Source organism: Streptomyces sp. NPDC017095, from assembly GCF_044332325.1.
Lineage (GTDB): Bacteria > Actinomycetota > Actinomycetes > Streptomycetales > Streptomycetaceae > Streptomyces.
Genome location: NZ_JBIROU010000004.1, coordinates 213614 through 236916, shown reverse-complemented (window position 1 = coordinate 236916; position 23303 = coordinate 213614). Strand labels below are relative to the sequence as shown.

At 71.2% G+C, this 23303-nt stretch carries 24 protein-coding genes and 1 pseudogene; 17 read left to right on the top strand and 8 right to left on the bottom strand.

What is annotated here, in order from left to right; all coding sequences use genetic code 11:
- The first annotated feature begins 56 nt into the window (after positions 1-56).
- Entirely contained in the window at positions 57-947 is an 891-nt protein-coding gene (locus ACH4OA_RS10240; protein WP_397937749.1) for a HindIII family type II restriction endonuclease, read from the top strand.
- Between the two features lie 16 nt (positions 948-963).
- Here the strand turns inward: ACH4OA_RS10240 and ACH4OA_RS10235 are convergent, their stop codons facing one another.
- On the bottom strand, positions 964-3120 hold the full coding sequence (locus ACH4OA_RS10235; RefSeq protein ID WP_397968551.1) for a DUF1156 domain-containing protein: 2157 nt from the start codon (positions 3118-3120) through the stop codon (positions 964-966).
- Between the two features lie 452 nt (positions 3121-3572).
- Between ACH4OA_RS10235 and ACH4OA_RS10230 the strand changes: the two are divergent.
- The 7 genes and pseudogenes from ACH4OA_RS10230 (at position 3573) to ACH4OA_RS10200 (ending at position 10809) form a co-directional block, all read left to right on the top strand.
- Positions 3573-3994, top strand: a pseudogene (locus ACH4OA_RS10230) (HAD family hydrolase).
- A gap of 304 nt (positions 3995-4298) precedes the next feature.
- A complete protein-coding gene (locus ACH4OA_RS10225; protein WP_397968550.1) occupies positions 4299-4451 on the top strand; it encodes a hypothetical protein in 153 nt (50 codons plus the stop codon).
- A gap of 412 nt (positions 4452-4863) precedes the next feature.
- Positions 4864-6681 (top strand): glycoside hydrolase family 15 protein, encoded by a 1818-nt coding sequence (locus ACH4OA_RS10220; protein WP_397968548.1) that lies wholly within the window; start codon positions 4864-4866, stop codon positions 6679-6681.
- A gap of 320 nt (positions 6682-7001) precedes the next feature.
- Positions 7002-7229, top strand: coding sequence for a ferredoxin (locus ACH4OA_RS10215; RefSeq protein ID WP_397968546.1), 228 nt, complete (start codon positions 7002-7004; stop codon positions 7227-7229).
- On the top strand, positions 7226-8617 hold the full coding sequence (locus ACH4OA_RS10210) for an NAD(P)/FAD-dependent oxidoreductase (protein ID WP_397968544.1): 1392 nt from the start codon (positions 7226-7228) through the stop codon (positions 8615-8617). Before ACH4OA_RS10215 ends, ACH4OA_RS10210 begins: the two co-directional genes overlap by 4 nt.
- A gap of 25 nt (positions 8618-8642) precedes the next feature.
- On the top strand, positions 8643-9860 hold the full coding sequence (locus tag ACH4OA_RS10205) for a cytochrome P450 (protein WP_397968542.1): 1218 nt from the start codon (positions 8643-8645) through the stop codon (positions 9858-9860).
- 154 nt (positions 9861-10014) lie between these two features.
- The gene (locus tag ACH4OA_RS10200) at positions 10015-10809 is read left to right on the top strand and encodes an SDR family oxidoreductase (RefSeq protein ID WP_397968750.1); all 795 of its coding nucleotides are present in this window, start codon (positions 10015-10017) and stop codon (positions 10807-10809) included.
- Positions 10810-11020: 211 nt separating this feature from the next.
- Here the strand turns inward: ACH4OA_RS10200 and ACH4OA_RS10195 are convergent, their stop codons facing one another.
- Positions 11021-12106: a sodium-dependent transporter gene (locus ACH4OA_RS10195; RefSeq protein ID WP_397968539.1), complete on the bottom strand. Its 1086-nt coding sequence runs from the start codon at positions 12104-12106 to the stop codon at positions 11021-11023.
- 154 nt (positions 12107-12260) lie between these two features.
- Here ACH4OA_RS10195 and ACH4OA_RS10190 point away from each other — a divergent pair, with 154 nt between their 5' ends.
- Together ACH4OA_RS10190 and ACH4OA_RS10185 are read left to right on the top strand one after the other, a co-directional pair.
- Positions 12261-13100 (top strand): hypothetical protein, encoded by an 840-nt coding sequence (locus tag ACH4OA_RS10190; protein ID WP_397968536.1) that lies wholly within the window; start codon positions 12261-12263, stop codon positions 13098-13100.
- A 152-nt stretch (positions 13101-13252) separates the two neighbouring features.
- Positions 13253-14143 carry a hypothetical protein gene (locus ACH4OA_RS10185; protein ID WP_397968535.1) on the top strand — a complete coding sequence of 297 codons (891 nt, stop codon included), beginning with the start codon at positions 13253-13255 and terminating at the stop codon, positions 14141-14143.
- Here the strand turns inward: ACH4OA_RS10185 and ACH4OA_RS10180 are convergent.
- The 5 genes from ACH4OA_RS10180 to ACH4OA_RS10160 are packed head-to-tail and all read right to left on the bottom strand — an operon-like array spanning position 14124 to position 18126.
- Positions 14124-15509 carry a sensor histidine kinase gene (locus ACH4OA_RS10180; protein WP_397968533.1) on the bottom strand — a complete coding sequence of 462 codons (1386 nt, stop codon included), beginning with the start codon at positions 15507-15509 and terminating at the stop codon, positions 14124-14126. The two genes, ACH4OA_RS10185 and ACH4OA_RS10180, sit on opposite strands and share 20 nt — an antisense overlap.
- Positions 15506-16171 carry a response regulator transcription factor gene (locus ACH4OA_RS10175; protein ID WP_397968532.1) on the bottom strand — a complete coding sequence of 222 codons (666 nt, stop codon included), beginning with the start codon at positions 16169-16171 and terminating at the stop codon, positions 15506-15508. Before ACH4OA_RS10175 ends, ACH4OA_RS10180 begins: the two co-directional genes overlap by 4 nt.
- Positions 16125-16856 carry a phosphatase PAP2 family protein gene (locus tag ACH4OA_RS10170; protein WP_397968531.1) on the bottom strand — a complete coding sequence of 244 codons (732 nt, stop codon included), beginning with the start codon at positions 16854-16856 and terminating at the stop codon, positions 16125-16127. Before ACH4OA_RS10170 ends, ACH4OA_RS10175 begins: the two co-directional genes overlap by 47 nt.
- On the bottom strand, positions 16853-17461 hold the full coding sequence (locus tag ACH4OA_RS10165) for a phosphatase PAP2 family protein (RefSeq protein ID WP_397968530.1): 609 nt from the start codon (positions 17459-17461) through the stop codon (positions 16853-16855). Before ACH4OA_RS10165 ends, ACH4OA_RS10170 begins: the two co-directional genes overlap by 4 nt.
- Entirely contained in the window at positions 17458-18126 is a 669-nt protein-coding gene (locus tag ACH4OA_RS10160) for a DedA family protein (protein ID WP_397968529.1), read from the bottom strand. Before ACH4OA_RS10160 ends, ACH4OA_RS10165 begins: the two co-directional genes overlap by 4 nt.
- Before the next feature lie 110 nt (positions 18127-18236).
- On the opposite strand from ACH4OA_RS10160, the gene ACH4OA_RS10155 reads away from it, so the two are divergent.
- Together ACH4OA_RS10155 and ACH4OA_RS10150 are read left to right on the top strand one after the other, a co-directional pair.
- Positions 18237-18605, top strand: a complete 369-nt coding sequence (locus ACH4OA_RS10155) for a BlaI/MecI/CopY family transcriptional regulator (RefSeq protein WP_397937771.1) — start codon at positions 18237-18239, stop codon at positions 18603-18605.
- Complete coding sequence (locus ACH4OA_RS10150; protein WP_397968527.1) at positions 18602-19534, top strand: M48 family metalloprotease; 933 nt, start codon at positions 18602-18604, stop codon at positions 19532-19534. Before ACH4OA_RS10155 ends, ACH4OA_RS10150 begins: the two co-directional genes overlap by 4 nt.
- A gap of 272 nt (positions 19535-19806) precedes the next feature.
- Here the strand turns inward: ACH4OA_RS10150 and ACH4OA_RS10145 are convergent, their stop codons facing one another.
- Positions 19807-20622 carry a class I SAM-dependent methyltransferase gene (locus ACH4OA_RS10145; RefSeq protein WP_397968525.1) on the bottom strand — a complete coding sequence of 272 codons (816 nt, stop codon included), beginning with the start codon at positions 20620-20622 and terminating at the stop codon, positions 19807-19809.
- 51 nt (positions 20623-20673) lie between these two features.
- Here ACH4OA_RS10145 and ACH4OA_RS10140 point away from each other — a divergent pair, with 51 nt between their 5' ends.
- The 5 genes from ACH4OA_RS10140 (at position 20674) to ACH4OA_RS10120 (ending at position 23276) form a co-directional block, all read left to right on the top strand.
- Positions 20674-21393 (top strand): GntR family transcriptional regulator, encoded by a 720-nt coding sequence (locus ACH4OA_RS10140; protein ID WP_397968524.1) that lies wholly within the window; start codon positions 20674-20676, stop codon positions 21391-21393.
- Positions 21394-21561: 168 nt separating this feature from the next.
- Positions 21562-21774: a hypothetical protein gene (locus ACH4OA_RS10135; RefSeq protein WP_397968522.1), complete on the top strand. Its 213-nt coding sequence runs from the start codon at positions 21562-21564 to the stop codon at positions 21772-21774.
- Positions 21771-22127 (top strand): hypothetical protein, encoded by a 357-nt coding sequence (locus ACH4OA_RS10130; protein ID WP_397968520.1) that lies wholly within the window; start codon positions 21771-21773, stop codon positions 22125-22127. The genes ACH4OA_RS10135 and ACH4OA_RS10130 overlap by 4 nt, the downstream gene beginning before the upstream one ends.
- A 22-nt stretch (positions 22128-22149) precedes the next feature.
- Positions 22150-22599 (top strand): hypothetical protein, encoded by a 450-nt coding sequence (locus ACH4OA_RS10125; protein ID WP_397968519.1) that lies wholly within the window; start codon positions 22150-22152, stop codon positions 22597-22599.
- Positions 22596-23276 (top strand): hypothetical protein, encoded by a 681-nt coding sequence (locus ACH4OA_RS10120; RefSeq protein ID WP_397968517.1) that lies wholly within the window; start codon positions 22596-22598, stop codon positions 23274-23276. The genes ACH4OA_RS10125 and ACH4OA_RS10120 overlap by 4 nt, the downstream gene beginning before the upstream one ends.
- Positions 23277-23303 lie beyond the last annotated feature (27 nt).

Below are 23303 nucleotides of genomic sequence, written 5' to 3'. Positions count from 1 at the left end.
TCGTCCCGATGCTGGTGCCAGGGGGGTATCCAGCCGGGGTGGGGATCGAGGAAGCCGTGACCTTTTCCATGGACAGAGTCGTCGACCAACTGGTCGGGGAGAGACTCACGTTCGACCTGGCGGCGGCCGAGCTGGACAAGACGATCCGCAGCGCGGACGACGCGGAGTTCGCCGCCCTGCTGGTGCGGGCCGGCTGTATCCCGGAGCGGTACAGCCACGACTCCACCGAGGAGAAGCTGTACGCCAAGGCGATGGACTCGATCGTCGCCGAGGCCCTGCGCAGGGTCGGCTATGCCGCCGACGTGACGCAGGAGCGGGCCAACTCGGCCGACGTGGTGGCGGACGGCGGTTCTCCCGCCCACTCGCTGGTGGCGGACGCCAAGGCGTTCCGGCTTTCGCGTACGGCGCTCAACCCCAAGGATTACAAGATCGAGGCGCTGAGCAAGTGGCGCAAGGGCGCCGATTACGCGATCCTCGTCGCCCCCATCGCCGGTTACCCGGAAGGGGAGAGCCGCCTCTACGCCGAGGCCGACCGGTACCAGGTGACGCTGCTGTCCTACTCGCACCTGGCCCTGATGATCGACTCCGGGGCGGGACCGGACCGGCTGGAGAGCATCTGGCGGCGCGGCGCCGGGCACGAGGCGGCGACGGGCAACGCCCCGCGGTACTGGACCGCGCTGGACGGCGCGCTGCGGGAAGCCCTCGGGTGGGACCAGGCGGACTGGTCGCACGCGCGCAGGCAGTACTTCGGCAGCCTGCTGCGCAACGCGGAGGACGAGCTGGCCTACTTCGACGAGGTGCGGAGGGACATCTCGGCCATGAGCCGGGAGGAACTGGCCGCCATCGCCATAGACGCACTGAAGATCGACAGCAAGATGCGCACCATCCGGGCGCGGGTCGCGAAGACCCGGGCCCTGGTCGACGGAATGGAAGAGCGGGAGCGGTAGCCGGGGCCGGTCCGGGTCAGCGCGCGGAGAAGCTGAATCCCGGGACGCTCTCCCGGATCCGCTCGGCGATCTCGCGGCAGGCGGCATTCACCGTCTCCTGCCGGCTCAGCGCCTCGTCCGTGAAGTGGCCGAGCCGGGCCTCTGCGGCGGAGACGAACGCCAGGGTCGCCGCCACGTCGTCCGGCCAGTCCGCCGTGGCCGCGCGCTCCAGGGCCGCCTTGATCAGGTCATCGGTCCCGGGCGCGTCGATCAGCTCGTCGGTCCCGGGCGTCTTGGCCAGCGCGTCGGACCCGGGCGTCCTGACCAGCGCGTCGGACCCGGGCACTTCGATCAGCGCGTCGGTCCGGGGCGTTTCGACCAGTGCGTCGGGCCCGGGCGTCTCCCGTGCCGGGTCCGGCGCGCTCGCCGCCTCGCGGGGCCGGGCGACCAGGACCAGGGACGTGTTGACGGCGGCCGACTTCATCGAGCGCGGCCGGTGCGTCCGCTCGATGGTCATCGGCCACAGCTGGGTGATCTTCAGTCCGGCCCGCACATAGGCCGCGACCAGCGAGGACCAGCCGCTGAGGGAGCTGTGCGCGTAGCACACGGTGATCACGCCGTCCTGCTTGAGGACGCGGCGTGATTCCCGCAGGACCTGGGTCATTCCGGTACTGAAATAGGCCCAGGCTTCCCCGGGACCTCCCTGGCGCCGGGGAGCCGCGGTCAGCTCCCTGGCCGTATCGGTTCCCGGCGCGCTGAAAATCTCGGGGAAAGTGCCGAGCAACGCCATTCTTTTGAAGGCGTAGATGCAGTCGGCGAGAATGCTGTAGTAGAGGTTGTCGTAATACGGCGGGTCCGTGACCACGGCGTCGAAGAAGGCGTCCGGATAGGGCAGGGAACGCGAGTCGCCCCGGGTGATCCTCTCCTCCTCGTCCGCCGCCAGGGGAAGCCGGCCCACGCCGGCGGCGATGCGCTCCAGTTTGCCGTAGAGGTTCGCCGGCCCGCTCAGCAGCGGGTCGATCTCGACGAAGTCCCACAGCATGGGCATACCGGGACCGGACAGGCCGCGGCCCACCTGCTCGTTCTGCGAGATCCACATGCACAGCCGGGAATTCCAGTCGGCGAGCTGGTCGATAAGACCCGACAGGAAAGCGGCGAGCGCCTTCGCCCGGGGCACGCCGTACTTCTCCTCCCAGACCTCCTGCCGCTCACGGATGATCCGGCACAGCCGGACGGTGACCGCGAGCTGCCGCTCGGTGAAGAGGGAGGCGATGGTGTCGTGGCCGTACACGGTGGGATTGGTGATGCCGGACCAGGCGGGGATGCCGGCGTCGGGGACCGGGAGCCCGAGCGCGGCGCAGTCCTCCTCGATCATCCGCTCGGCGACGGCGGTGCCGGCGTAGCGGTGCGGCGCCGTGACCGGGACGAACTGCTTGCGCTTGTCGAGTTCGGCCACCGCCGTGAGTTTGTCGGCCGCCGTCTTCCGGATCAGCTCGACCGTCTCCTGCCGGTCGTACTCCTGGCCGCAGAAGAAGCACCGCAGCGCGTTGCGCCCGCTCCACGCCGAGGTGTCCGTGACGGCCGCGGCGGAGGGCGCGTCGACGACCTCGGCGTCGAAGGACCGGGTGCGGGCGTTCGGCCGCTGGACGACCGCGCGCTGCCGTCCCGCCTTCTTGGACAGCCAGGGCCGCTTCTGCAGGGGCATTTCGCCGCCGCAGCCGGTGCACGTGGCGGACCGGCTCCAGAAGTAGCAGATGACGTTGTCCGCGTCGCGGGCCGGGAACAGTGCGCCGGTCTCGGACTTCAGCTGGTCCAGGACGCCGCGTCCCTCCAGCGTGAGCAGGCGCGGCAGCTCGCGGCCGGCCGGCCTGCCGAGGTCGAGGAGGGCCTTGGCGCTGAAGTAGGCCAGCTCGTTGTTCTCCATCCCGTACATCCGGACACCCAGCCGGGCACCCGCGAGCGGGAAGGTGGCGCCCCCGACGAAGGGGTCGAGGACCCGTGACTCCGCCGCCGGCCGGGCGGGGTCGAGGGACGCGGAGATCAGCTCCCTCGCCGTGGAGAACGGACGGCGGGCCCACCAGGTGAAGACCGTGTGCGGCGAAGAGGCGCGCTGGTACCTCTCGGACGTGCCCTCCTCGGAGATCGACGCCACATCGAGATACCGCTCAATCGGACGCTTCCGGATCTCCGGCACTGGTTCTCCTCGGACACTGCACAGCGAAAGGCCCCGGACGAGAAGTCCGAGGCCTGAGGACCCTTCCCCGGACCCGGAACCCGGGACAGAGCGGTCGTCCACGGTGCCCCATGCCCCCGACAGGACGCGAACCCACCACCCGCGCGCCAGGCGAGAACGTCAATCGATCAGGATACTCAGCGAGGGCACGCCAGGCTCGGGCAGCCCATGATAACAAGGGCGTGACCTGGGCAAATCGATGCCGGTGGGGTTTGGTAGGGCTTGGTGAGGAGCGTGGTGAACTCCGAGCGGACGCCCGTGGACTTTCACCCCGCCACCGCCCGCAGCGGCCGAACACCCTCGCTCCGGGCCGCCATACCCTCGGTGGGAATGCTGGTGGTCCAGGCGACCTCGGCCGCTCTCTCGCCTTCGGACGGGGGAGGGCCTGCCCTTGGTGCCCGGTACCCTGCCCCATGAATTGCGCTGTGGTCTTCGACGTGGGCGAGTGTCTGGTGGACGAGACCACCGAGTACGGCACCTGGGCGGACTGGCTCGGCGTCCCCCGGCACACCTTCGCAGCGATGTTCGCCCCGGGCGTCGACCTTGTCGGCACCAGCGACGACTGGGTCACGTCGAAGCCGGACCGGGCGTTCTTCGACCGCGTCGCCGAGGTCGTCCCGGCCGGACCCGACGAGATGCTGTACGTCGGCGACCGCGTCGACAACGACATCCGCCCCGCGGCCATGGCCGGCATGCACACCGCACTCGTCCGCCGCGGGCCGTGGGCCACCATCCAGTGGACAGCGAGGAAGCGAAGAAGTTCCCTGCGTTCCGCGTGGAGAGCCTCCTCGAACTGTCCGGCCTGATCGGATCCTTCAACGTGTCACAGCGCTGACTGTCGAGACCACCCGTACAGCCGGTCGTCGAAGTTCCGGAGACAGCGCTCGTGTTGGTGCGGCGCCAACGCCCGCCGTACCTCGCGCACCCGGTCCATGCCCATCGCGGTGCCCGGTGCGCTTTGCCTCACGCAGGTCGAAGAACTCGATCCGGTCCACCAGCAAGTAGGGCTCGGCGAGCGAGTCGCTCGTGTCGGTCGCGGCGGAGTGCCGGCACTCGGACGACTCGGGACCGATCGTGACCATTCCCCAACCAAAGCCGAAAGGCGTGGTCCAGCCTCCCGAGAAGGGAGAGGAGGTCGCATGTCCGAGCGGATCGACCCGCGGTACGCGGACCTGATGGCTGCGTGGAAGCGCGCACAGCAGCCGCAGCCGCGTGACCCGGAGCCGCAGCCGCGGCGGGCGTTCATCGTCCCGCCGAAGAACCGACAGCAGCAGCCCGACCGGCCGCGGTAGGTCGCCGGCGCAGCCCCTGACGACGGGGCTGTGCCGGAGACGAGCCGTCACCCCTGACCCCGGCGGGATACCGAGCGCACGCCGGGCACGAGGTGCGTCTGGTCTGCCGGGGTGGTGCAATGGACTCGGCGGTGTGAGAACCGCCGGATGCCTGGGTGATCCTCCAGCCCCGCGGCGGATGCGCGACGTCAACGGCCCTTGTGCTCGCCCTCGGACCGCCAGGGATCATGTGGCCGCCCTTCGCCGTGAGGGCTCGCAGCATGGCGCGTAGCGGCCAGCCGGTGACGGGTTCCGTCGGGCAGTGAGGAACTGCCGCCGAGCCCGGCAGGGCGCTTGTCCGGAGGTGGCGTCGTTCTCACGCTTCTCTCCGAGGAGCCGGCCCGACGAACCGGATGAACGTACGGGAGTCGCCATGGACCGCTATCCGCCCATCGCCGACCATGGTCTGATCGGTGACTTGCAGACCGCTGCTCTGGTCTCCTCCCGTGGCGTGATCGACTGGTTCGCCGCTCCCCGGTTCGACTCGCCGAGCGTCTTCGCCTCCCTGCTCGACCACGACCGGGGCGGATACTTCATGTTCGCCCCGCAGGACCCCGAGGCCGTCTGCAAACAGCTCTACTATCCGGACACAGCCGTGCTGGTCACGCGGTTCATGTCACCGGCCGGCGTCGGCGAGGTCGTCGACTGCATGCCACCGGACGAGGCCCTCGTACCGACGGACCGGCACGCCGTGGTGCGTCTCGTACGCGCCGTACGCGGCACCGTGCGCTTCTCCTTGGAATGCCGGCCCCGGTTCGACTACGGCCGGGCCGTCCACGACCTCGATCTGACCCATGACACCGCTGCGTTCCGGGCGCCTGCGCAGACCGGTCACCTCCAGACCACGTTCCCCGTGCAGCGCGACGGGCGGGACGTCCGGAGCGAGATCACGCTCACGGCCGGGCAGACGGCCGCAGCCGTCTTCACCGTCTGCGACACCGGCGGGCCGCCGCCGGCCCCCGTCACCCTGGAAGAGCTGACCGATCAGTTCGTCGTCATCGGCGAGTTCTGGCAGAACTGGCTTCGCACCTCCCGCTATCGCGGTCGGTGGTCGGCCGTGGTGAACCGCTCGGCCATCACCCTGAAGCTCCTCACGTACGCCCCGACGGGCGCACCGGTCGCCGCGGCCACGATGGGCCTTCCCGAACAGGTCGGCGGCGAGCGCAACTGGGACTACCGGTACACGTGGGTGCGCGACGGAGCCCTGTCCGTAAGGGCGCTGCTGGACCTGGGATTCGTCGACGAGGCGGCCCGGTTCACCCGCTGGCTGGGCGACCGTATGCGTGACCGCGCCGGCGTACCGGGCGAACGCCTGCAGATCATGTACCGGGTCGACGGAGACCCCGACATCCCGGAGGAGACCCTCGACCACTTCGAGGGTTACCGCGGTTCCGCGCCGGTGCGGGCCGGGAACGCGGCGATGGACCAACTGCAGCTCGACATCTACGGCGAGGCGCTCTATGCCCTGTCCGAGAGCCGGGGAGTAGGAGTACAGACCGGGTATCACGGCTGGAAGGGGCTCGCCGCGATCCTGGACTGGCTCGCCGTCACCTGGGACCGGCCGGACGAGGGTATCTGGGAGACCCGCGGCGGCCGCAAGGACTTCACGTACAGCCGGGTGATGTGCTGGGTCGCCTTCGACCGAGGGCTGCGCCTGGCGCAGGAGTTCAGCCGCCCCGCCGACATCTCCGGCTGGACCGCCGCGCGCAACGCCATCCTGGAACAGGTGATGGAACGCGGATGGAGCGACCGGGAGCAGGCCCTGGTCCAGCAGTACGGCGGTCATGTCCTCGACGCGTCCCTGCTGCTCATTCCCCGTGTCGGCTTTCTGGCCCCCAGGAGTCCCGGCTGGCTCTCGACGCTCGATGCGATGGACCGCACCCTCGTCTCGGACAGTCTCGTCTACCGCTACGACCCGACGGCGTCCCCGGACGGCCTGCGCGGCTCCGAGGGCACCTTCAGCCTCTGCACCTTTCTCTACGTCGACGCACTCGCCCGGGCCGGCCGGGTCCGGCAGGCGCGCTACGCGTTCGAGAAGATGCAGACGTACGCCAACCATGTGGGCTTGTTCGCCGAAGAAATCGGCCCGAGCGGGGAACAACTCGGCAATTTTCCACAGGCGTTCACCCATCTTTCCCTCATTATGGCGGCCACCACTCTCGACGACGCCCTCGACCGTGAGCAGGCGTGACAGGGTCGTGCATCCGGCGCCGATGGGTGTGTCCTCGGTGCCGTTCCCCGGGTGCGGGGGACCTTCACACGACATAGGCTGGTGAGGGTCAAGTCAGGTTCTCAGGCGCGGAGCGACAAAAGCAGATCCCTTGCATCCGGAGAGCGGAAACACCTGCGGATACCTTTGACGAGCGCGGTTGTCTTCTGCCCGCGAGCGAGGTGACGACGCTCCGCCGTTTTCTTCCCGCATTCGCCTCTTCGCCCCTTGGGTGTGGCGCGCCGGACGGTGCTGCCCGCGGAACCTGCGGTTCTCCAGTGTTCAGGCGGAGGTCGGTCAGGATGAGAGTTGTCGTGGATCTTTCCCGTTGCGAAGGATATGCGCAATGCGCGTTCCTGGCTCCGGACGCTTTCCGGCTGCACGGCGAGGAAGCCCTGATGTACGACCCGCAGCCCGACGACGTCCAGCGGGAGCGGGTGCTGCGCGCCGCGGCTGCCTGCCCGCTCCAGGCCATTCTGGTGGACCGGTTGGAGGAGCCGGACGTGTCGGCGGGGGTGCCGCGGTCATGAGCAGTGCCGACACCCTGCAGAGGTTCAAGCGCGACGGCCGCGTCGTGATCGTCGGAGCGTCGCTGGCGGGACTGCGGGCCGCGGAGGCCCTGCGCGACGAAGGGTTCACCGGGACGCTGACCATGATCGGTGACGAGGCGGCCGAGCCCTACGACCGTCCCCCGCTGTCCAAGCAGGTACTCACCGGATGGGTGCCCGCCGGGGGCACCGCGCTGCCGCGACGCCGTGACATCGACGCGGAGTGGCTGCTGGGCGTGCCCGCCGACGGACTGGATCTGGCGACCAACCACGTGCATCTCGCCGACGGTCGCCGCATCCCCTTCGACCGCATGCTGATCTCCACCGGCGTACGAGCGCGGCCCTGGTTCGTCGAGGCCGAGGCGGCCCTGGACGGCGTGTTCGTGGTCCGCACCCGCGAGGACGCCGACGGCCTGCAGCGAGCGCTCGCCGCCGGCCCCTCCCGCGTCCTGGTCATCGGCGCGGGCTTCACCGGCTCCGAGATCGCCTCCATCTGCCGGGAGCGCGACCTTCCGGTGACCGTCGCCGAACTCGCGCCGGCCCCGCTGGTCGGGGGGCTCGGTGCCATGATCGGCGACATCGCGGCGGACATGCAGCGCGCCCACGGTGTGGACCTGCGCTGCGGTGTCAAAGTCACCCGGCTGGAGGGCGACGCGCAGGGACGGTTCCGCCGTGCCCACTTCGAGGACGGCAGCACCGTCGACGCGGATGTCGTGGTGGTGGCGCTCGGAGGCATCCGCAACACCGAGTGGCTACGCGACTCGGGGCTGGCGGTGGGCGTGTGGGGAGTCGCCTGCGACTCGGGGTGCCGTGCCTTCGACCTCAACGGCCTGGTCACCGACGACATCTTCGTCGCCGGTGACGTGGCACGCTGCCCGAACCCCGTCTACGAGTACCGGTTCATCTCGCTGGAGCACTGGGCCAACGCGGTGGAACAGGCCGGGATCGCGGCGCACAACATGGTCAGCGCCCAGGCGGACCGCTGGCCGCACCTGTCCATCCCGGCGTTCTGGTCGATCCAGTTCGGTGTCAACATCAAGTCCGTCGGCGTACCGACCTATGCCGACCAAGTCGTCGTGACCCAGGGGTCCGTGGCCGACCGGCGCTTCGTCGCCGCCTACGGGTACCAGGGCCGTGTGACCGCGGCGGTCAGCTTCGACAACGCGAAGTGGCTGGACCACTACCGGCAGTTGATCGAGACGGCCGCGCCCTTCCCGCCCCCCTGCCCCACGCCCGACCAGCCCGTCGACGCCAAACCGGTCCCCGTCGACTTCCCCGGCCCCACTCTGCTGGCGCAGGGCGCCACGGTGGTCGTCACCGGCCACGACCCGGGCGAACGGCGCGTCACGGCGATGCGGCAGCACCGGTAGGAGAGGAAGCAGGAAGGAAAGCGAGATGACCGCGACCGAGACGTCCGACATCCTGCCCCGGATCCTCGACTACGCCTCCCGGGCCGACCCGTATCCGCTGTACGCGGAGCTGCGCAAGACACCGGTGGCCCCGCAGGCGGACGGCAGTTACGTCATCAGCACCTATCGCGAGCTGGCCGGCATACTGCACAATCCACACCTGAGTTCCGACACCCGCAATCTGTCACGGCCGATGCCCGGCGCCGAGGAACGCGCCGCGCCGGCGTTCCTCAACCTCGATCCGCCCGAACACGACCGCCTGCGGCGCCTGGCCATGCGTCATTTCGGCCCACCGCACACTCCGGGACTGGTCACCGGCATGGAAGGCGACCTGACCGCCACCGTCAGCGGCCTGATCGACGACTTCTCGGACAAAGAGCGGATCGACATCGTCGACGACTTCGCCTACCCGTTCCCCGTCACCGTGATCTGCCACCTGCTCGGCGTACCGCGTGAGGACGAACCGCGCTTCCACGTATGGGTGGACGCCGTCATCGGCTCGATCAACTACGACCCGGAGACCGACCCGAAGGAGAAACTGGACAACGGACTGCGGGCCACCAAGGACCTGCGCCAGTACCTTGGCGGGCTTCTGGAGCAGCGCCACGGCCGGCCGGGCGGGGATCTGCTGACACGGCTGGCCAACGACGACGGGCCCGACGGGCGCATGACCGACGAGGAAATCGTCAGCACCGCGAACCTGCTGCTCATCGCCGGCCACGAGACCACCGTCAACCTCATCACCAACGGCATGCTGACCATGCTGCGCAACCCCGACGTGCTGCACCGTCTGCGCGCCGAACCGGACCTGGTCGTCCCCCTGGTCGAGGAGCTGCTGCGTTACGAGCCTCCCGTTCACATCATTCCGTGGCGGGCGGCGTACAGCGACATCCCGGTCGGCGGCACCGTCATCCCCAAGGGCTCGCAGATCATGCTCATGCTCGCCTCGGGCAGCCGCGATCCACAACGCTTCGACCGTCCCGATCATTTCGACCCCGACCGGCAGGACAACCAGCACCTGGGGTTTGGCAGCGGCATCCACCTGTGCTTCGGGGGACCGCTGGCCCGCCTGGAGACCCAGATCGCGCTGAGGGAACTGGTACGCCGTCTCGACGGGCCCCGGCTGCTCGCCGACCCTCCGCCGTACCGGCCGAGCCCCATTCTGCGCGGGCCGATCCATCTGCACGTCGAGCAGAGCGGCTGACGGCACGGGAGACCGGACCCGCCGGCGCCGGTTCCCTCGCCGTGGGCGTCGCGGTACGCGGTCCCGGAGGCCCGGGGGACCCCGAGCAAGGAGGCAGACCACCGTGAACCCAACCTCCGAAGACGCACGTCCCCGGGACGTGATACCCGCCCACATCCTCAAGGGCCAGAAGGCACTGGTCACCGGCGCCAACTCCGGAATCGGCAAGGCGACGGCCATCGCCCTCGGCCGGGCCGGCGCCGACGTCGTCGTGAACTACGTGGCCGGACGCGAGGACGCCGAAAAAGTAGCCGAAGAGATCACCTCCTTCGGCGGCCGCGCTGCCGTCTACGAGGCGGACGTCTCCGACGAGGACCAGGTCGTCGCCATGCTGGACCGGATGATCCAGGACTTCGGCACGATCGACATCCTGGTCGCCAACGCCGGTCTCCAGCGCGACGCCCCCTTCACAGAGATGACGCTCGCCCAGTGGCAGAAGGTACTGGACGTCAACCTCACAGGTCAGTTCCTGTGCGCCCGGGAAGCGACGAAGGAATTCCTGCGGCGCGGGGTCGTACCGGAGGTCTCCAGCGCCGCAGGGAAGATCGTCTGCATGAGCTCCGTGCACCAGCTCATCCCCTGGGCGGGACACGCGAACTACGCCACCTCCAAGGGAGGTTTGCAGATGATGATGGAGACGTTGGCGCAGGAACTGGCCCCGCAGAAGATCCGCGTGAACGCGGTGGCCCCGGGAGCCATCAAGACACCGATCAACCGCAGCGCCTGGGAGACGCCCGAGGCCCGCGCAGACCTGCTGCGGCTGATCCCCTACAGGCGCATCGGCGACCCCGAGGACATCGCCAACGCCGTCGTCGGTCTCTCCTCGGACCTCATGGACTACGTGGTGGGAACCACCCTCTACGTGGACGGCGGCATGACCCTCTTCCCTGGCTTCGCCACCGGCGGATGACCTTCAGGGAGCGGCACCACGGGCCCGGGAGCTCCCCGTCCGCCGGCCGGAAGGGTTCCTGCCCTGGTGTGTTTCCCTGGGCCCATGCATGCAGGTTCGCGACCGGCGCTGTTGATGTCCCCGGTGCATGTCATCCGGAGCCGGTGCCGCAGCGGGCAGCGTTCTGGCGCTGTTGTCCCTTCCGTCGCTGGGGGCCTGCGTAAGGAAGTGGTCAGGCCACCCGGCCCGGCGGGGACGAGCAGCGGGTGCGAGGCCGCCGGCGGCTCACCACCCGGCCGGCGGCCGTTTTCTGCAGCAGCCCGTAGGCGAGGACGGGCAGGAGCAGGTGCGGTTTGTCGGGCAGCGTGGTGGTGATGAGAACGGCGCTCGCGCTGCTGTTGTTCATGCCGCAGGCGAGCGTGAGTGACGAGGCCGCGGCGGCGTCCAGCCTCAGCAGGCGCGCGGCCGCGTGGCCGGCTGTGAACGACAGCAGGCAGACACTCGCCGTCACGGCCAGCGCGGCAGCGAGCAGCAGAGGGCGCGGGCGGGCCAGGAACGAGCCGAGGGCGCCACTGGCGTTGACGTAGGTGAGGAGGAGCGAGCCGGCCAGGGCGACCGGCTCGATGACGCCGAGTACCCGGCTCGGCCACGGCGCGGGCAGTGCCAGACGGCAGACAGTGCCGGCCGCGCAGGGCAGGACCACGCCGATCAGGGCGAATCCGCCGTGGGCGGTGTGCGCGGCCCTGGCGAGCGTGCCCGCGTAAGCGTCGCTGAGCAGCGGCAGCAGGCTGCCGATGACCAGGGGAATGGTGAGCGGGCTGAGGAAGGTGGAGGCGAGGACGAGACCCACCATGGTGGGCTGGTCGCCCTCCCCCTTGCCGGTCCACACGGTGGCTCCGGCGGCGACGGGCATCGCCGTGATGAGGATCATCGCCGTCACCAGGCCGCTGCCGCCGTCGGTGTCGGGGGTCAGGCGGAGCAGGAACGCGACGCCGGGGATGACCAGCAGTGGGATCGTCAGGTGCAGGACGAGCCCGGTCAGCAGGGCGATCGGGCGTCGAAGCAGGGTGCCGAGCGCGCGCAGGGGCACCTGGAGCCCTGCCGCGAAGAGCACCAGGGACAGCAAGAGCGGCGCAGCGGAGACAGGTAGGACGCCCGCCCCGCCGAGGGGCAGGGAGTGCTCCCGGCGCAGCCACAGCCCGGGTCCTGGCAGGAGCAGGGCGGCGGTGTAGGCCAGGACGGTCGCGCGGCCGAGCCGGTGGCGTAGCTGAATCGTCGCCCGCTCAGCCGCTCGCCGGCCGGCAGGTGGGATGGGCAATGCGGCCTTCTTCCGTCACGGGGGGCAGGAGCGGGAGGGGCGCCCGTAGGGGGCGATTCACGGCGCCCATGCTGCTGGTGCAAGCGGTGTGGTGCGCCGGTGCCGCGCGAGCACTCAGGATGCGTTCAGGTTCCCGGTGCCACTCTCGGGGGCCATGACATACGAAACGTCCGGCACATCCGCGGTCCCCGAGGCAGTCGGACCTGCCGTTCCGGCGCGACACCGGGTCCGCTGGAACAAGGTGCCCGAGGTCACCCTCTACTTCTGGATCATCAAGGTGCTGTGCACGACGGTCGGGGAGACCGCGGCCGATCTGCTGAACGAGAAGGCCGGCCTGGGTCTGACCGGTGTGTCGGTGCTGATGAGCGCGCTGCTGGCCGCGGTGCTGGTGGTGCAGTTCCGTACGACGGCGTACCGGGCAGGCGTGTACTGGCTCGCCGTGGCTCTGATCAGCGTCGTCGGCACCCTGATCAGTGACAATCTCACCGACGACATGGGCGTGCCGCTGGAGACGAGTACGACGGTGTTCGCGATCCTCCTCGCGATCGTGTTCGCCGTCTGGTACCGGCGTGAGCGGACGCTGTCCATCCACAGCATCGACACCACAAGCCGTGAGTCCTTCTACTGGCTCGCGGTGCTGTTCACCTTCGCTCTGGGAACCGCGGCCGGTGATCTGGTCTCCGAGCGCATGGATCTCGGGTACTGGCTGTCCGCCGTCCTGTTCGCCGCGGCCATCGCCGCGGTGGCCCTCGCACGCTTCGCGCTGGGCCTGGACGCGGTGTGGAGCTTCTGGATCGCCTACATCCTCACCCGCCCTCTCGGCGCCTCCATCGGCGACTACCTCTCCCAGCCCACCGGTGACGGTGGCCTGGGTCTGGGCACGGTGGTGACCAGCGCGCTGTTCCTGGCCGTCATTCTCGGCCTGGTCGTCTGTCTGAGTGTGACGCGCAAGGACGTCGCCGGGCCTGACCCTGCTGCCCGACGCGCGGCCTGACCTGGCACACGGCGGGCGTTCAGGATGTGTTCAGGCATCCTGTGCGACGGTCGGAGATCCAGGCCGCTGTCGGCGGCCGGCACATGCGACAGGGCACTCGATCCGGCACGCGGGTGGGGCGCCCTGTCGTTCGACCGCACAGGAGACGCCGAATGGAGAAACCGGAGGCCCTCACCGACCTCGACGTGGCGGCCGCGTCGAGGACGGACAAGTCGGTGACGAAGAAGCTGCCCGAGGCCACGCTGGCGTTCTGGATCATGAAGATCGCCGCGACCACCCTGGGCGAGACGGCGGGCGACCTCTTCGCGCAGACCCTGAAACTGGGCTACTTCCTGACCACGGTCGTGCTGTTCCTGGTCTTCCTGGTGACGCTGGTCGTCCAGCTGCGCTCCCGCCACTACAACCCGTTCTTCTACTGGACCGTGATCCTGTCGACCTCCATGGCCGGCACCACCATGTCCGACTTCATGAACCGGGACGCCAGCGCCAAGTACCTTGCGAACGGCGCGACGAAGCTGGGCTGGGGCCCGCAGGGCCTGGGCCTCGGCTATCCGGCGGGCGCGGCGATCCTGATCTCGATCCTCATGGCGATCTTCCTCGCCTGGAAGCTGAGCGGGATGACGTTCCGGATCCGCGACATCGTCACTTTCCGGGGGGAGGCGTTGTTCTGGGCGGCGATCCTCGTCTCGAACACCCTCGGCACCTCGATGGGCGACTTCCTCTCCGACAGCTCCGGCCTCGGCTACCTGGGCGGCGCTTTGCTCGTGACCGGGGTGCTGGCCGTGCTGGTGGTGCTGATGAAGGTACCCGTGGTGCCGAACGTGCTGCTGTTCTGGATCGCCTTCGTCCTCACCCGACCGCTGGGCGCCACCGCCGGCGACTTCCTCACCAAGCCCGTCGCCAAGGGCGGCCTGGACCTGGGTACCGCGGGCTCGTCCGCCGTACTCCTCGCCGTCCTGTTCGGACTGATGGCCTACGCCCATGTGCGGGAACGCCGGTCGGTGCGGGAGGGACAGGCACCGGTCACCCGGCGGGCAGAGTGATCGTGAACCTGGCCCCCGGCGTGTGCAGGGCGTCGTAGGACACCTCACCGCCGACGGCGCGAGCCAGACGGCGCGCGAGCGGCAGCCCCAGGCCCGCGCCGTCGTGTCCGTCACCGGGATCGGCACGCCGGCCGGGCTGGAACAGGTCGTCCGCGAACGTCTCCGGCACACCGGGGCCGTCATCGACGACGTCGATCCGCACGGCGCCGGGCACGCGCCGCGCCGACACGGTCACCCGGGAGCGGGCGTAGCGGACGGCGTTGGTGAGCAGGGGGCTGAGGATGCGTGCGAGGGGGGCGGGGGCGACAACCGCCTCCAGCACCGGTGCCTCCGCCTCCACCTCGGTCTTCACCCGGTCAGGGAGGTCGAGGTGCTGGAGCAGGCGGTCCAGCACCGGGAGGACGTCGGTTGTCCCGGGGACCGTGGCCGGGTTCAGCGCGTTCTCGCGGGCGTCGTTCAGGAGCGTGTCGCAGATGACGCGCATGGACTGGGCGGCCTCGGCGATCACCTCTTGGGCGGCGCGGGTCTCGGCGTCCGTGCGGGGGCGGGCCCGCCACCAGTCGAGTTCCATGACGATCCGGGTGAGCGGCGTGCGCAGTTCGTGGGACAGCTCTCCCGTGAGCTGCTGTTCGTGGCGCAGGACGGTGCGTATGCGGTCCAGAAGTGCGTCCAGGGAGGCACCGAGGCGGGCGAGTTCGGCCGGGTGGTCCTCCGTGCCGAAGCGCTCGTCCGAGCCCACGGCGCTCCACTGCGTGGCCTGATCGGTCATCGTCCGCACCGGGCGCAGTGCCCGGCCGACGGCCAGACGGGTGAGTACGTAGGTGCAGCCGAGCATGACGGCGTCCAGGACGAGTGATCCCACCAGCAGGGTGGCAGCCGAGCTGCGGTACGGAGTCAGGTCCAGGGCGGTGACGACGGTGGCGGTGGCGCGGCGGCCGGGGACGCGCCGGGCACACAGCCGGACGGGCCGGTGAGCGGGTGCCTGAACGGTCACGCAGAGGTCCCTCGGCCGGGCGGCAAGCCGGTCGGCGGCTCGGGCCGGCAGGTCACCGGCCGTGGCGGACGGCGGCTTCTCCAGCAGACGGGTTCCGGCGTAGATCCACACGTTGGCGTCGAGGAGGCGGTCGTTGACGGTTTCCAGGACGCGCACCCGGGGCCCGGTGGTGTCGACGGTCGTGGCGACCGCGGCCGCCCGGTCGCGTAGTTCGTCGTCCGCCTGGTGCCGCAGGTGCCGGTCCGTCACGGCGTTGAACACGATGGTCAGGACCGTCATGAGCAGGGCCGCGGTGGTCAGCGCCACCAGGGAGAGGCGGCCGCGCAGGGTGCGCGGGGCGAGGCGCCGCAGGACCGGCCGGACACGCTTCACGACAGGCGGTGTCCGATCCCGCGCGCCGTACCGATCGTCAGGCCGCTGCCCGCCTCCCTTAGCTTGCGGCGCAGCCGGCTCAGGTACTGGTCCAGGGTGTTGTCGCTGACCTGCGCGCCCTCGGGCCAGCCGGCCCCCACCAGGGCGCGGCGGCGTACGAGGCTCCCGTTCGCGGCGGCCAGCGTGGCCAGCAGCCGGAACTCGGTGGGGGACAGGGCGACGGCCTGGGCGCCGAGCACGGTGACGGTGTGGTTCACCGCGTCCAGGACCAGGTCACCGGTCGTGGCCGGTGCCGTGGTGGCCGCCCGTCTGAGGGCTGCTCGCAGCCTGGCGGCGAGTTCGGCGAGATGGAAGGGCTTGGGCAGGTAGTCGTCGCCCCCGGCGGAGAAGCCGGCCAGGCGGTCGGTGAGCTGGTGGCGTGCGGTCAGGAAGATCATGGGGGCGAGGAAGCCGTGGGCGCGCATCGCCTGGCACACGTCCCGGCCGTCGGCGTCGGGCAGGCCGACGTCCAGGACGGCCGCCGCGACGTCGTCCGTGGCGAGGCGCAGGGCGGTGGCGCCGTCGGCGGCCGGGACCGGGTCGAAATCCTCCTCGTACAGGCCGCGGCGCAGCACGTCACGCAGGGCGCGATCGTCCTCGACGACCAGGATCTTCTGTCGCATGGCCCTCTCCCGGTCTCGGAGTCGGGGTGATCATGTCGGTGAGCAGGGAGGCGGGCAGCCAGTGGGCGGCCGCACACAGGCACACCCCGAGCCAGCCGGCGGCGAACAGCCAGCCCCCGATGACGTCCGTGAACCAGTGCACTCCCAGATAGACCCGGGTGAGCCCGACCAGCAGGCCCCAGCCGCACACCGCTGTCCGCAGGGCTGTCGCCCCTCGGGGGGCGCGCAGGGTGAGCGCGACGATCAGCAGGCCGGCGGCCAGGGCGGCCGTGGTGGTGTGGCCGGAGGGGAACGCCCAGCCGCCCGCGTGTGCCGTCCAGTCGCCCCGCGGCGGCCGGGGCCGCCGGACCGCCTCCATCACGCCGTAGCGCAGGAGCTGACCCGCGGCGAGACAGGCGAGGGCGAGGGCGGAGGCGAGCAACCGGGTCCGTGCCGTGCGTCCCGCGACCGCTCCCGCCAGCACCGCGAGGAGGTACGGGACGGTGCCGGTGCCGGTGGCGGTCACCCCCCGGGCCAGTGCCACGGCCTCCTCCGGGCGGTGGCCGACCGACTCTGTGAGGAACCTGTCGTCCAGCCACAGCGGCGCCCCGGCCCGGCCGGTGACGACCAGCGCCAGCACGGTGAAGGCCGCCCACGCGCCGAGGCCGACGCTGCCCGCCACCTCGGCGACGTCCCTGCGGTTCATGAGGCCGACAGCAGCACACGCAGGGGCGCGGCCGACGCGAGCCGTCCGGCCAGCACCTCGGACCGGCCGCGCACCACGGCCATGGTCACGAGCGCGACGCCCGCGCCCACCACCATCCCGGCCGCCACGTCGTGCGGATAGTGCACGCCGACCCAGACCCGGGAAGCCGCCATCGCGACGGCCGCCCCGCAGGCGATCCCGCCCAGCCACCGCGACAGGAACAGCAGCGCCACGGCGGCCGCCGCAGCGATCGCCGCGTGGTTGCTCGGGAACGACCAGTCACCGTGCGCCGGACACGCCTCCAGGGTGCGTACCGGCAGGTTCCGGCAGGGCCGGTCCTCACGGACGAGCAGCTTCAGGACATCGTTGACGCCGTACGCGAGGACCACGGCCACCGGCACGGCCAGCGCCGTCAATGCCGGTCCGGCTCCCGTCCGCCGCGCCCGCCACCACGCCAGGACCATCAACAGGGCGAACACCGCCAGACCGTACGCCGACCACCAGCCGATCGTGGTGTCCAGCCAGCCCGGCGAGCGCCCCGCGACGCCCACCACCTCCCGGTACGCGGAACCGTCGACCGACGCTCCGCCGAACGCGAGCATCATCCGCGCACCTCCCCGGCCTTGGCGCGCCGCCGGCCGCGGTACAGCTCCAGGGCGAGCGGGATCAGCGACAGCACCACGATCAGTGCGACCAACGGCAGCAGATAGCGGTCCACGTCCGGGATCGAGGAGCCCAGCGCGTAGCCCGCCAGGGTCAGCCCGAGGCTCCACACGAGCCCGCCGGCCGCCTGCCACACGGTGAACACCCGGGCCGGCACGCCCAGCGCACCCGCGAGCGGATTGAGCACGGTCCGCACCACCGGCACGAATCGGGCCAGCATGATCGCCTTCGCGTGCCCGTAGCGCGCGAGCAGCTCCTCGGCCCGCCCGGCCCCCTCGCGCAGGCGCGCCGAGCGGCTGCGGGCCAGCAGGGCGCCGCCCGCGCGGCGCCCGATGAGATAGCCGCACTGCGCGCCGGCCAGCGCGCCGAACGCGGCGGCGGCCAGCAGCGGCCCCAGCGACAGATGTACGCCGTGCCGCCCCGTGCCCGTGCACAGCAGGCCCGCCGTGAACAGCAGCGAGTCGCCCGGCAGGAAGAATCCGATCAGCAGGCCGGTCTCGGCGAACATCACCACGCCGACGCCCAGCACACCGAAGGCCGCCAGCAGCGACTGCGCGTCCAGCGGATTCACCGAGAGCTGCGACGATAGAACCACGGGTGTGGTCATCGGCATGAGTCCTTTCCGTGCGGGCCGCCGGACGGTACGGCACCCGATCGTCTACAATCCTGTAGACCGTCTACGGCAGTGTAGGCGATCGCGGAGTGAGGACCGTGCCCATGAGTGCCGAAAAGGACGAACGCCGGCTGGCGGGCGAACTGGAGGCCGCCGTGCTGGCCGCGCTGTGGGCGGCCGGCACGCCGCTGACCCCGGCCCAGGTGCAGTCCGAACTCGCCTCCGGCCTGGCCCGGACCACCGTCACGACCATCCTGACCCGCCTGTACGAGAAGGGGACGCTGGAACGCGAGCGGCAGGGCCGCGGCTACGCGTACCGGCCCGTAGAGGACCCGCACGGCCTGACCGCCCTGCGCATGCACAGTGAACTCGACCGCGGCAGCGACCGGGAGACGGTCCTGGCCCGCTTCGTCGCCCGGCTCAGCCCGGACGACGAGGAGGTCCTGCGCCGACTGCTGGAGGAGGGCGCATGAGGACCGTTCTGCTGCTGATCCCTCTGCTCCTGCCCTGGGCGGCGTCCGCGCCGGCCCACAAGGTCCTCGACCGCTGCACGCCCGTGGCCGCGCTGTGGACCCTGACCGTCTCGGCGCTGCTGCTCGCGGCCGGCACCGTCGCGGCGCTCGGCACCCTCGCCCTGACCGGCCTGCTCAGGATCCCGGCCTTCGCCGCGCTGGGCGAGCTGGTGCACCCCCTGCCCACGCCCTCCGTGCGCCTGGTCCTCCCGCTGGCCGCCCTCGCCGCCGGCCTGCTCGCCCTCGCCGCGCTCGCCCTCGTCCGCACGGTGCTGCGGCAGACCGCCGGTCTGCGCACCGCGCGCTCCGAGGCCGGCCGCCGGCCCGCCGCGGGCGACCTGTGCGTCGTCGACTCCCCGCGCCCCGACGCGTACGCCCTGCCCGGTCGCCCGCACCGCATCGTCGTCACCACCGCCATGCTGCGCAGCCTCGACGCACGCGAACGCGAGGCGCTCTTCGCGCACGAGCGCGCCCACAACGCGGGCCACCACCACTACTTCCTGGCGGCGGCCGAGCTGGCCGCCCACTGCCACCCCGCCCTCCGCCCGGTCCGCGAGGCCATCCGGCTGGCCGCCGAGCGCGCCGCCGACGAGGCCGCCGCGACCGCCGTCGGCGACCGCCGCCTCACCGCGCGTGCCATCGCCCGCGCCGCCCTCGCCGCGCACACGGCGGACACCTCCCGGCCCGCGATGACCCCCGCGGCCACCACCGGCCCCGTACCGCGCCGCGTGGCCGCCCTCCTCCAGCCCGCCCCGCGCGCCCCGCGCGCCATGCCGTGGATCGCGGCACTGCTGGCCGCCTGCGCGCTGCTGTCCTGCACCACCGCCGCGACCGGCGCGCTCCATGTCCACCAGGACATCGAAGTCGCCCAGGGCGAAACCACCCGCTGAGCAGCCATCACCGGGCCGGCGCCGGCTCCGCCGGGCTCTTCGTCGTGAGGATCCCGGTCGGCACCAGCGACGTGGAGGTGGTGGGATCGGTACGAGCGACCGACAGCCTGCCCCCAGCCTCGTCGCCAGGTCACATGGCGGAGCCAGACCGATGCCCCTGCCGCCGCCCGCACTCCGGCCTCGCTCGAAGAGGTGCGCCGGGTGCCCTGCCGGCCGGCCCCCGTCGACGACATCAAGGGATAGGGCCCTTCGGGCGGGGGAGGGCCGTTTCGTCATGTCGGGCGGCGGCCGACTGCGAGCAGGTGGGAGCTTGCAGCCAGCAGCTCCGGGTAGGGCTCCGCCATGCGCGCGGCTGTGAGAGCGGACTCGAACAGGGGCGTGTCGCGGAAGTCGCCGCCGGTGTTCCGTTCGGCCGCCGCCAGCATCGACCAGGCTGGTCCCTCAATCCCGTAGACCTCGGCACCGGCGAACCCGGCTGCGATCACTTCGCCGCGGAGTTGCTCCCCGCTGTGGAAGTACGCGGCGGTGAACGCCTTCTTCCCGTCGTGAATCTGGGTGCGCAGGATGCCGCCGATGCTTGCCTGGATCGCCTCCTTGTGGAGGTGTGCGAAGGCGGCGTGCTCGAAGAGGCTGGAGTACCGGTTGATGCCCGCCGCTGCGAGTAGGCCACCCGGCTTGAGCACTCGGCGGGCTTCGGCGAGCGCCTGGCGCCGCTCCGCGCCGTCGATGAGGTGATACAGGGGGCCGAGGAGCAGGACGACGTCGTATGAGGCGTCGTCGGCGGTGAGCTGGCGGGCGTCACCCAGTTCGACGGTGGCCCCCGTTGCCTTGGCCTGCTCGATGTGGCGTTGAATCGGGTCGACCAGGTGCAGCGAGTAGCCGTCCTCGATGAGCCAGCGCGCGTGGGCGCCCGGCCCGCCGCCGACGTCGAGGACCCGGGCCGGCGGCGGGGGAAGGTGGCGGCGTAGCAGCTCCTGGGTGCGAACCATCTCCAGCCGGCCGTCCGCCGTCGCGGACAGCCGGTCCGCCTCGTTGATGGTCTCGGTGTAGAACGTCACGATCTCCGGCGCTAGCTCAGGCGGTGTCATGGGGGCATTCTGGTTCCGGAAGGTGGACCAGTCCAGTGATCGGAAAGACCCATGCCGTTGCTGAAGTACGAGCAGATCGCCGAAGATCTGCGGACCCGGATCGCGGCCGGTGAGTTCGGTCCGGGTGAGCTGCTGCCGTCGGGCCGCGACCTGGCCGATCAGTGGCGTGTGTCCCGGGCCACCGTGGTCAAGGCGTATGAGGTCCTGAGGGCGGACGGTCTGGTCGTCGCCCGGCAGGGCGCCGGTTTCACGGTCGTGGAGACGCCGGTCGCGCGGCCAGCCGGCGGCCGTCGCGCGGGTTCGAGTCGCGTCGCGGGCGGCGCTCCGTACCGTCGGCTGGGCATGCCGGATCGGCTCGTGCCACCGCCGCACGTCGCTGACGCCCTCGGCTTGGCGCCAGGTGAAACGGCGCTGCGGCGCATGAGACTGGTGCTGCTCGACGACGGCTCGCCCGGAACTGTCGTCACCGCCTGGTTCCCGCCTGACATCGCCGACGCGGCGCCCCGTCTGGCGTTGCCCGGGCCCATCGCCGAGGGCACCACGCACTACGTGCGCCGGGAAACAGGCCGTTCACCCGCCGAAGGCGTCGACACAACCACGGTCCGGCTGGCCAGCAACGAGGAAGCCCACCTTCTTGAGGTGAAGCAGCCAGCCGCTGTGGCCGTAGTGCTGCACACGGCCTATGACCAGGAGCATCGCCCGCTGGTGTGCGAGGAAGGCGTCACGCCGTCGCACGTCTACGAGAACGTCGACAGGTACCCGATGAGGTAGCAGCGCGCCCGAGTGGCTTGACTGGACCGGTCCACCGGTCCAGTCTCTTGGTTGTGCCGGGCAAGCTCGCCGCGAGAGCGGCCGTGCGTGCTCGGCTGCCGGAACACCAGACCCGGCGACCGCCTGACACGGCCCCGGGCACGGCCAGCGCCACTGAGGAGCGTCGACATGACGAACGGTACCGTCCGGCCTCAGCCGGACGCAGGGGGCAGCGGGATGACGATGCGGGTCTACGCCGTCGACTGCTACGGCACGGTCACCCAGGACCGCGGCACGGTCACGGTCGTGCGCGGCCCCGAGTCCCTCCCCGAGACGCTGAGTACCCACTTCCCGCCGTGCGCCTGCGCGCGCCACCGGGGCGACCAGGCGGTCCGTCCGTGACCGACACGGTGAAGGGTTCGCTCCCCATCACGTCGGTGATAGTCCTCCCGGTCGACTTTGTGCCGCACGTCCCGCTGCCCCGCCTGGAGCTGCTCTCCGACGCCCGGACGCGGGGCGCGGCGTGCGTGTGGGGCGGCGAGGTGCTGACCACCGATACCGCGATCGACTTGAACGAGCGCGTCACCGACAGCGGTGCGCACTGGTTCCCCCGGGCCTGCCGACGCTGCCTGCGCAGCGCCGTACACGCTGCCCGCGGCCGGCACCCCGGCGACTGCCCGGACTGCAAGAGCGCCACTGACCTGTGCCCGATCCGCCACGCCCTGCACGACCTGCTGATGGAGCTGAGCCGATGACCGTGCAGGACGCGGGTGAGCTGTGCGCCTGCACCGGCTCATCTCCATACACGAGTTCCCGCAGGCCCTGCCCCCGGCGGCCATGGCCGGTGAGGCGTGCGTCTGGTGCGCCAGCCCGGCCGAGACCACCACCGTGGAGCTGTCGGCTGCTCTTCCCTGGTGGGGCTGCCTGCCCTGCTACTCGGCCCGGCTCGCCTGGTACGTCAGCTGGTACGACTGGCACGACCACTACGAAAGCTGCGTCCCCTGTCGGCAGCGCCGGACCTGCTACGTCGGCCACGGCCGCCGCATCCTGCACGAGCAGACCACCGGCCCGGCCGACAAACCGCAACCGGCTTGCTTCCCCTGCCGGGGCCCGCTGCTCCCGGCGGAGCTGACCGCGCCGCTGCTCTGGCACAGCCCGACCACCTTCGCACCCCGCCTCGGCTACGCCCACGTCCGCTGCCTGACCGAAAGGGCGAGCAGTCGATGACCAGCCCCTTGCGCCCCATCACGTACTGGAACGGGAGGCCCGTCCCGTTCATCACCGCCTGGACCAAGGAGGCGATCCCGCCGCAGCCGCTCGCCGTCATCCACGGCCGGGGCGGAAGCGGCCTCGGCTTCCGCGACGAGGAGGCCCACATCGACCGGCACTATGGCGTCCCCTGGATGCGCATGCCGGCGGTGCGCGGGGGCCGTCCCGACTTCGTGGCCGTTCACGCCCTGCGGCAACGGCAGGCGATGAGCCGCCTGCTCCGCCAGGTCTGCGGCGGACCGACGGTCGGGACCCGGCCGGACGAGCGCACCCTGTTCCTGGCCGGCTCCGCCGGGGGCCGCCCCATCACCGCCGGGGAGCAGACGATGTCGCCTCCGGTGCACGCGGTGTGCGCGCGGCTCGCCGTTCAGGAGTGCCCGCCGCTGCGTGATCACGGGTGGGCGGCGGCGCTGGTTGGGTACGCGCCGACCTGGGGCGTGGCCGGGCAGATCCACCACCCGCGCACCCTGGAGGCGCTGGGCGACGACGTGAGCCGGGTGCCGTTCACGGACGAACGGGGTATTCGCTGGGTCCTCGCTACCCGCCTCGTGATCACGCTGGAGGAGGTCACCCCCGTCACGGACCTCGACGTGCTGGCCGAGCGGGAGTTGGAACTCGTCCGGGTGTCCCGATGAAGCCCCGCGCCCACCGTTGCGGTGCGC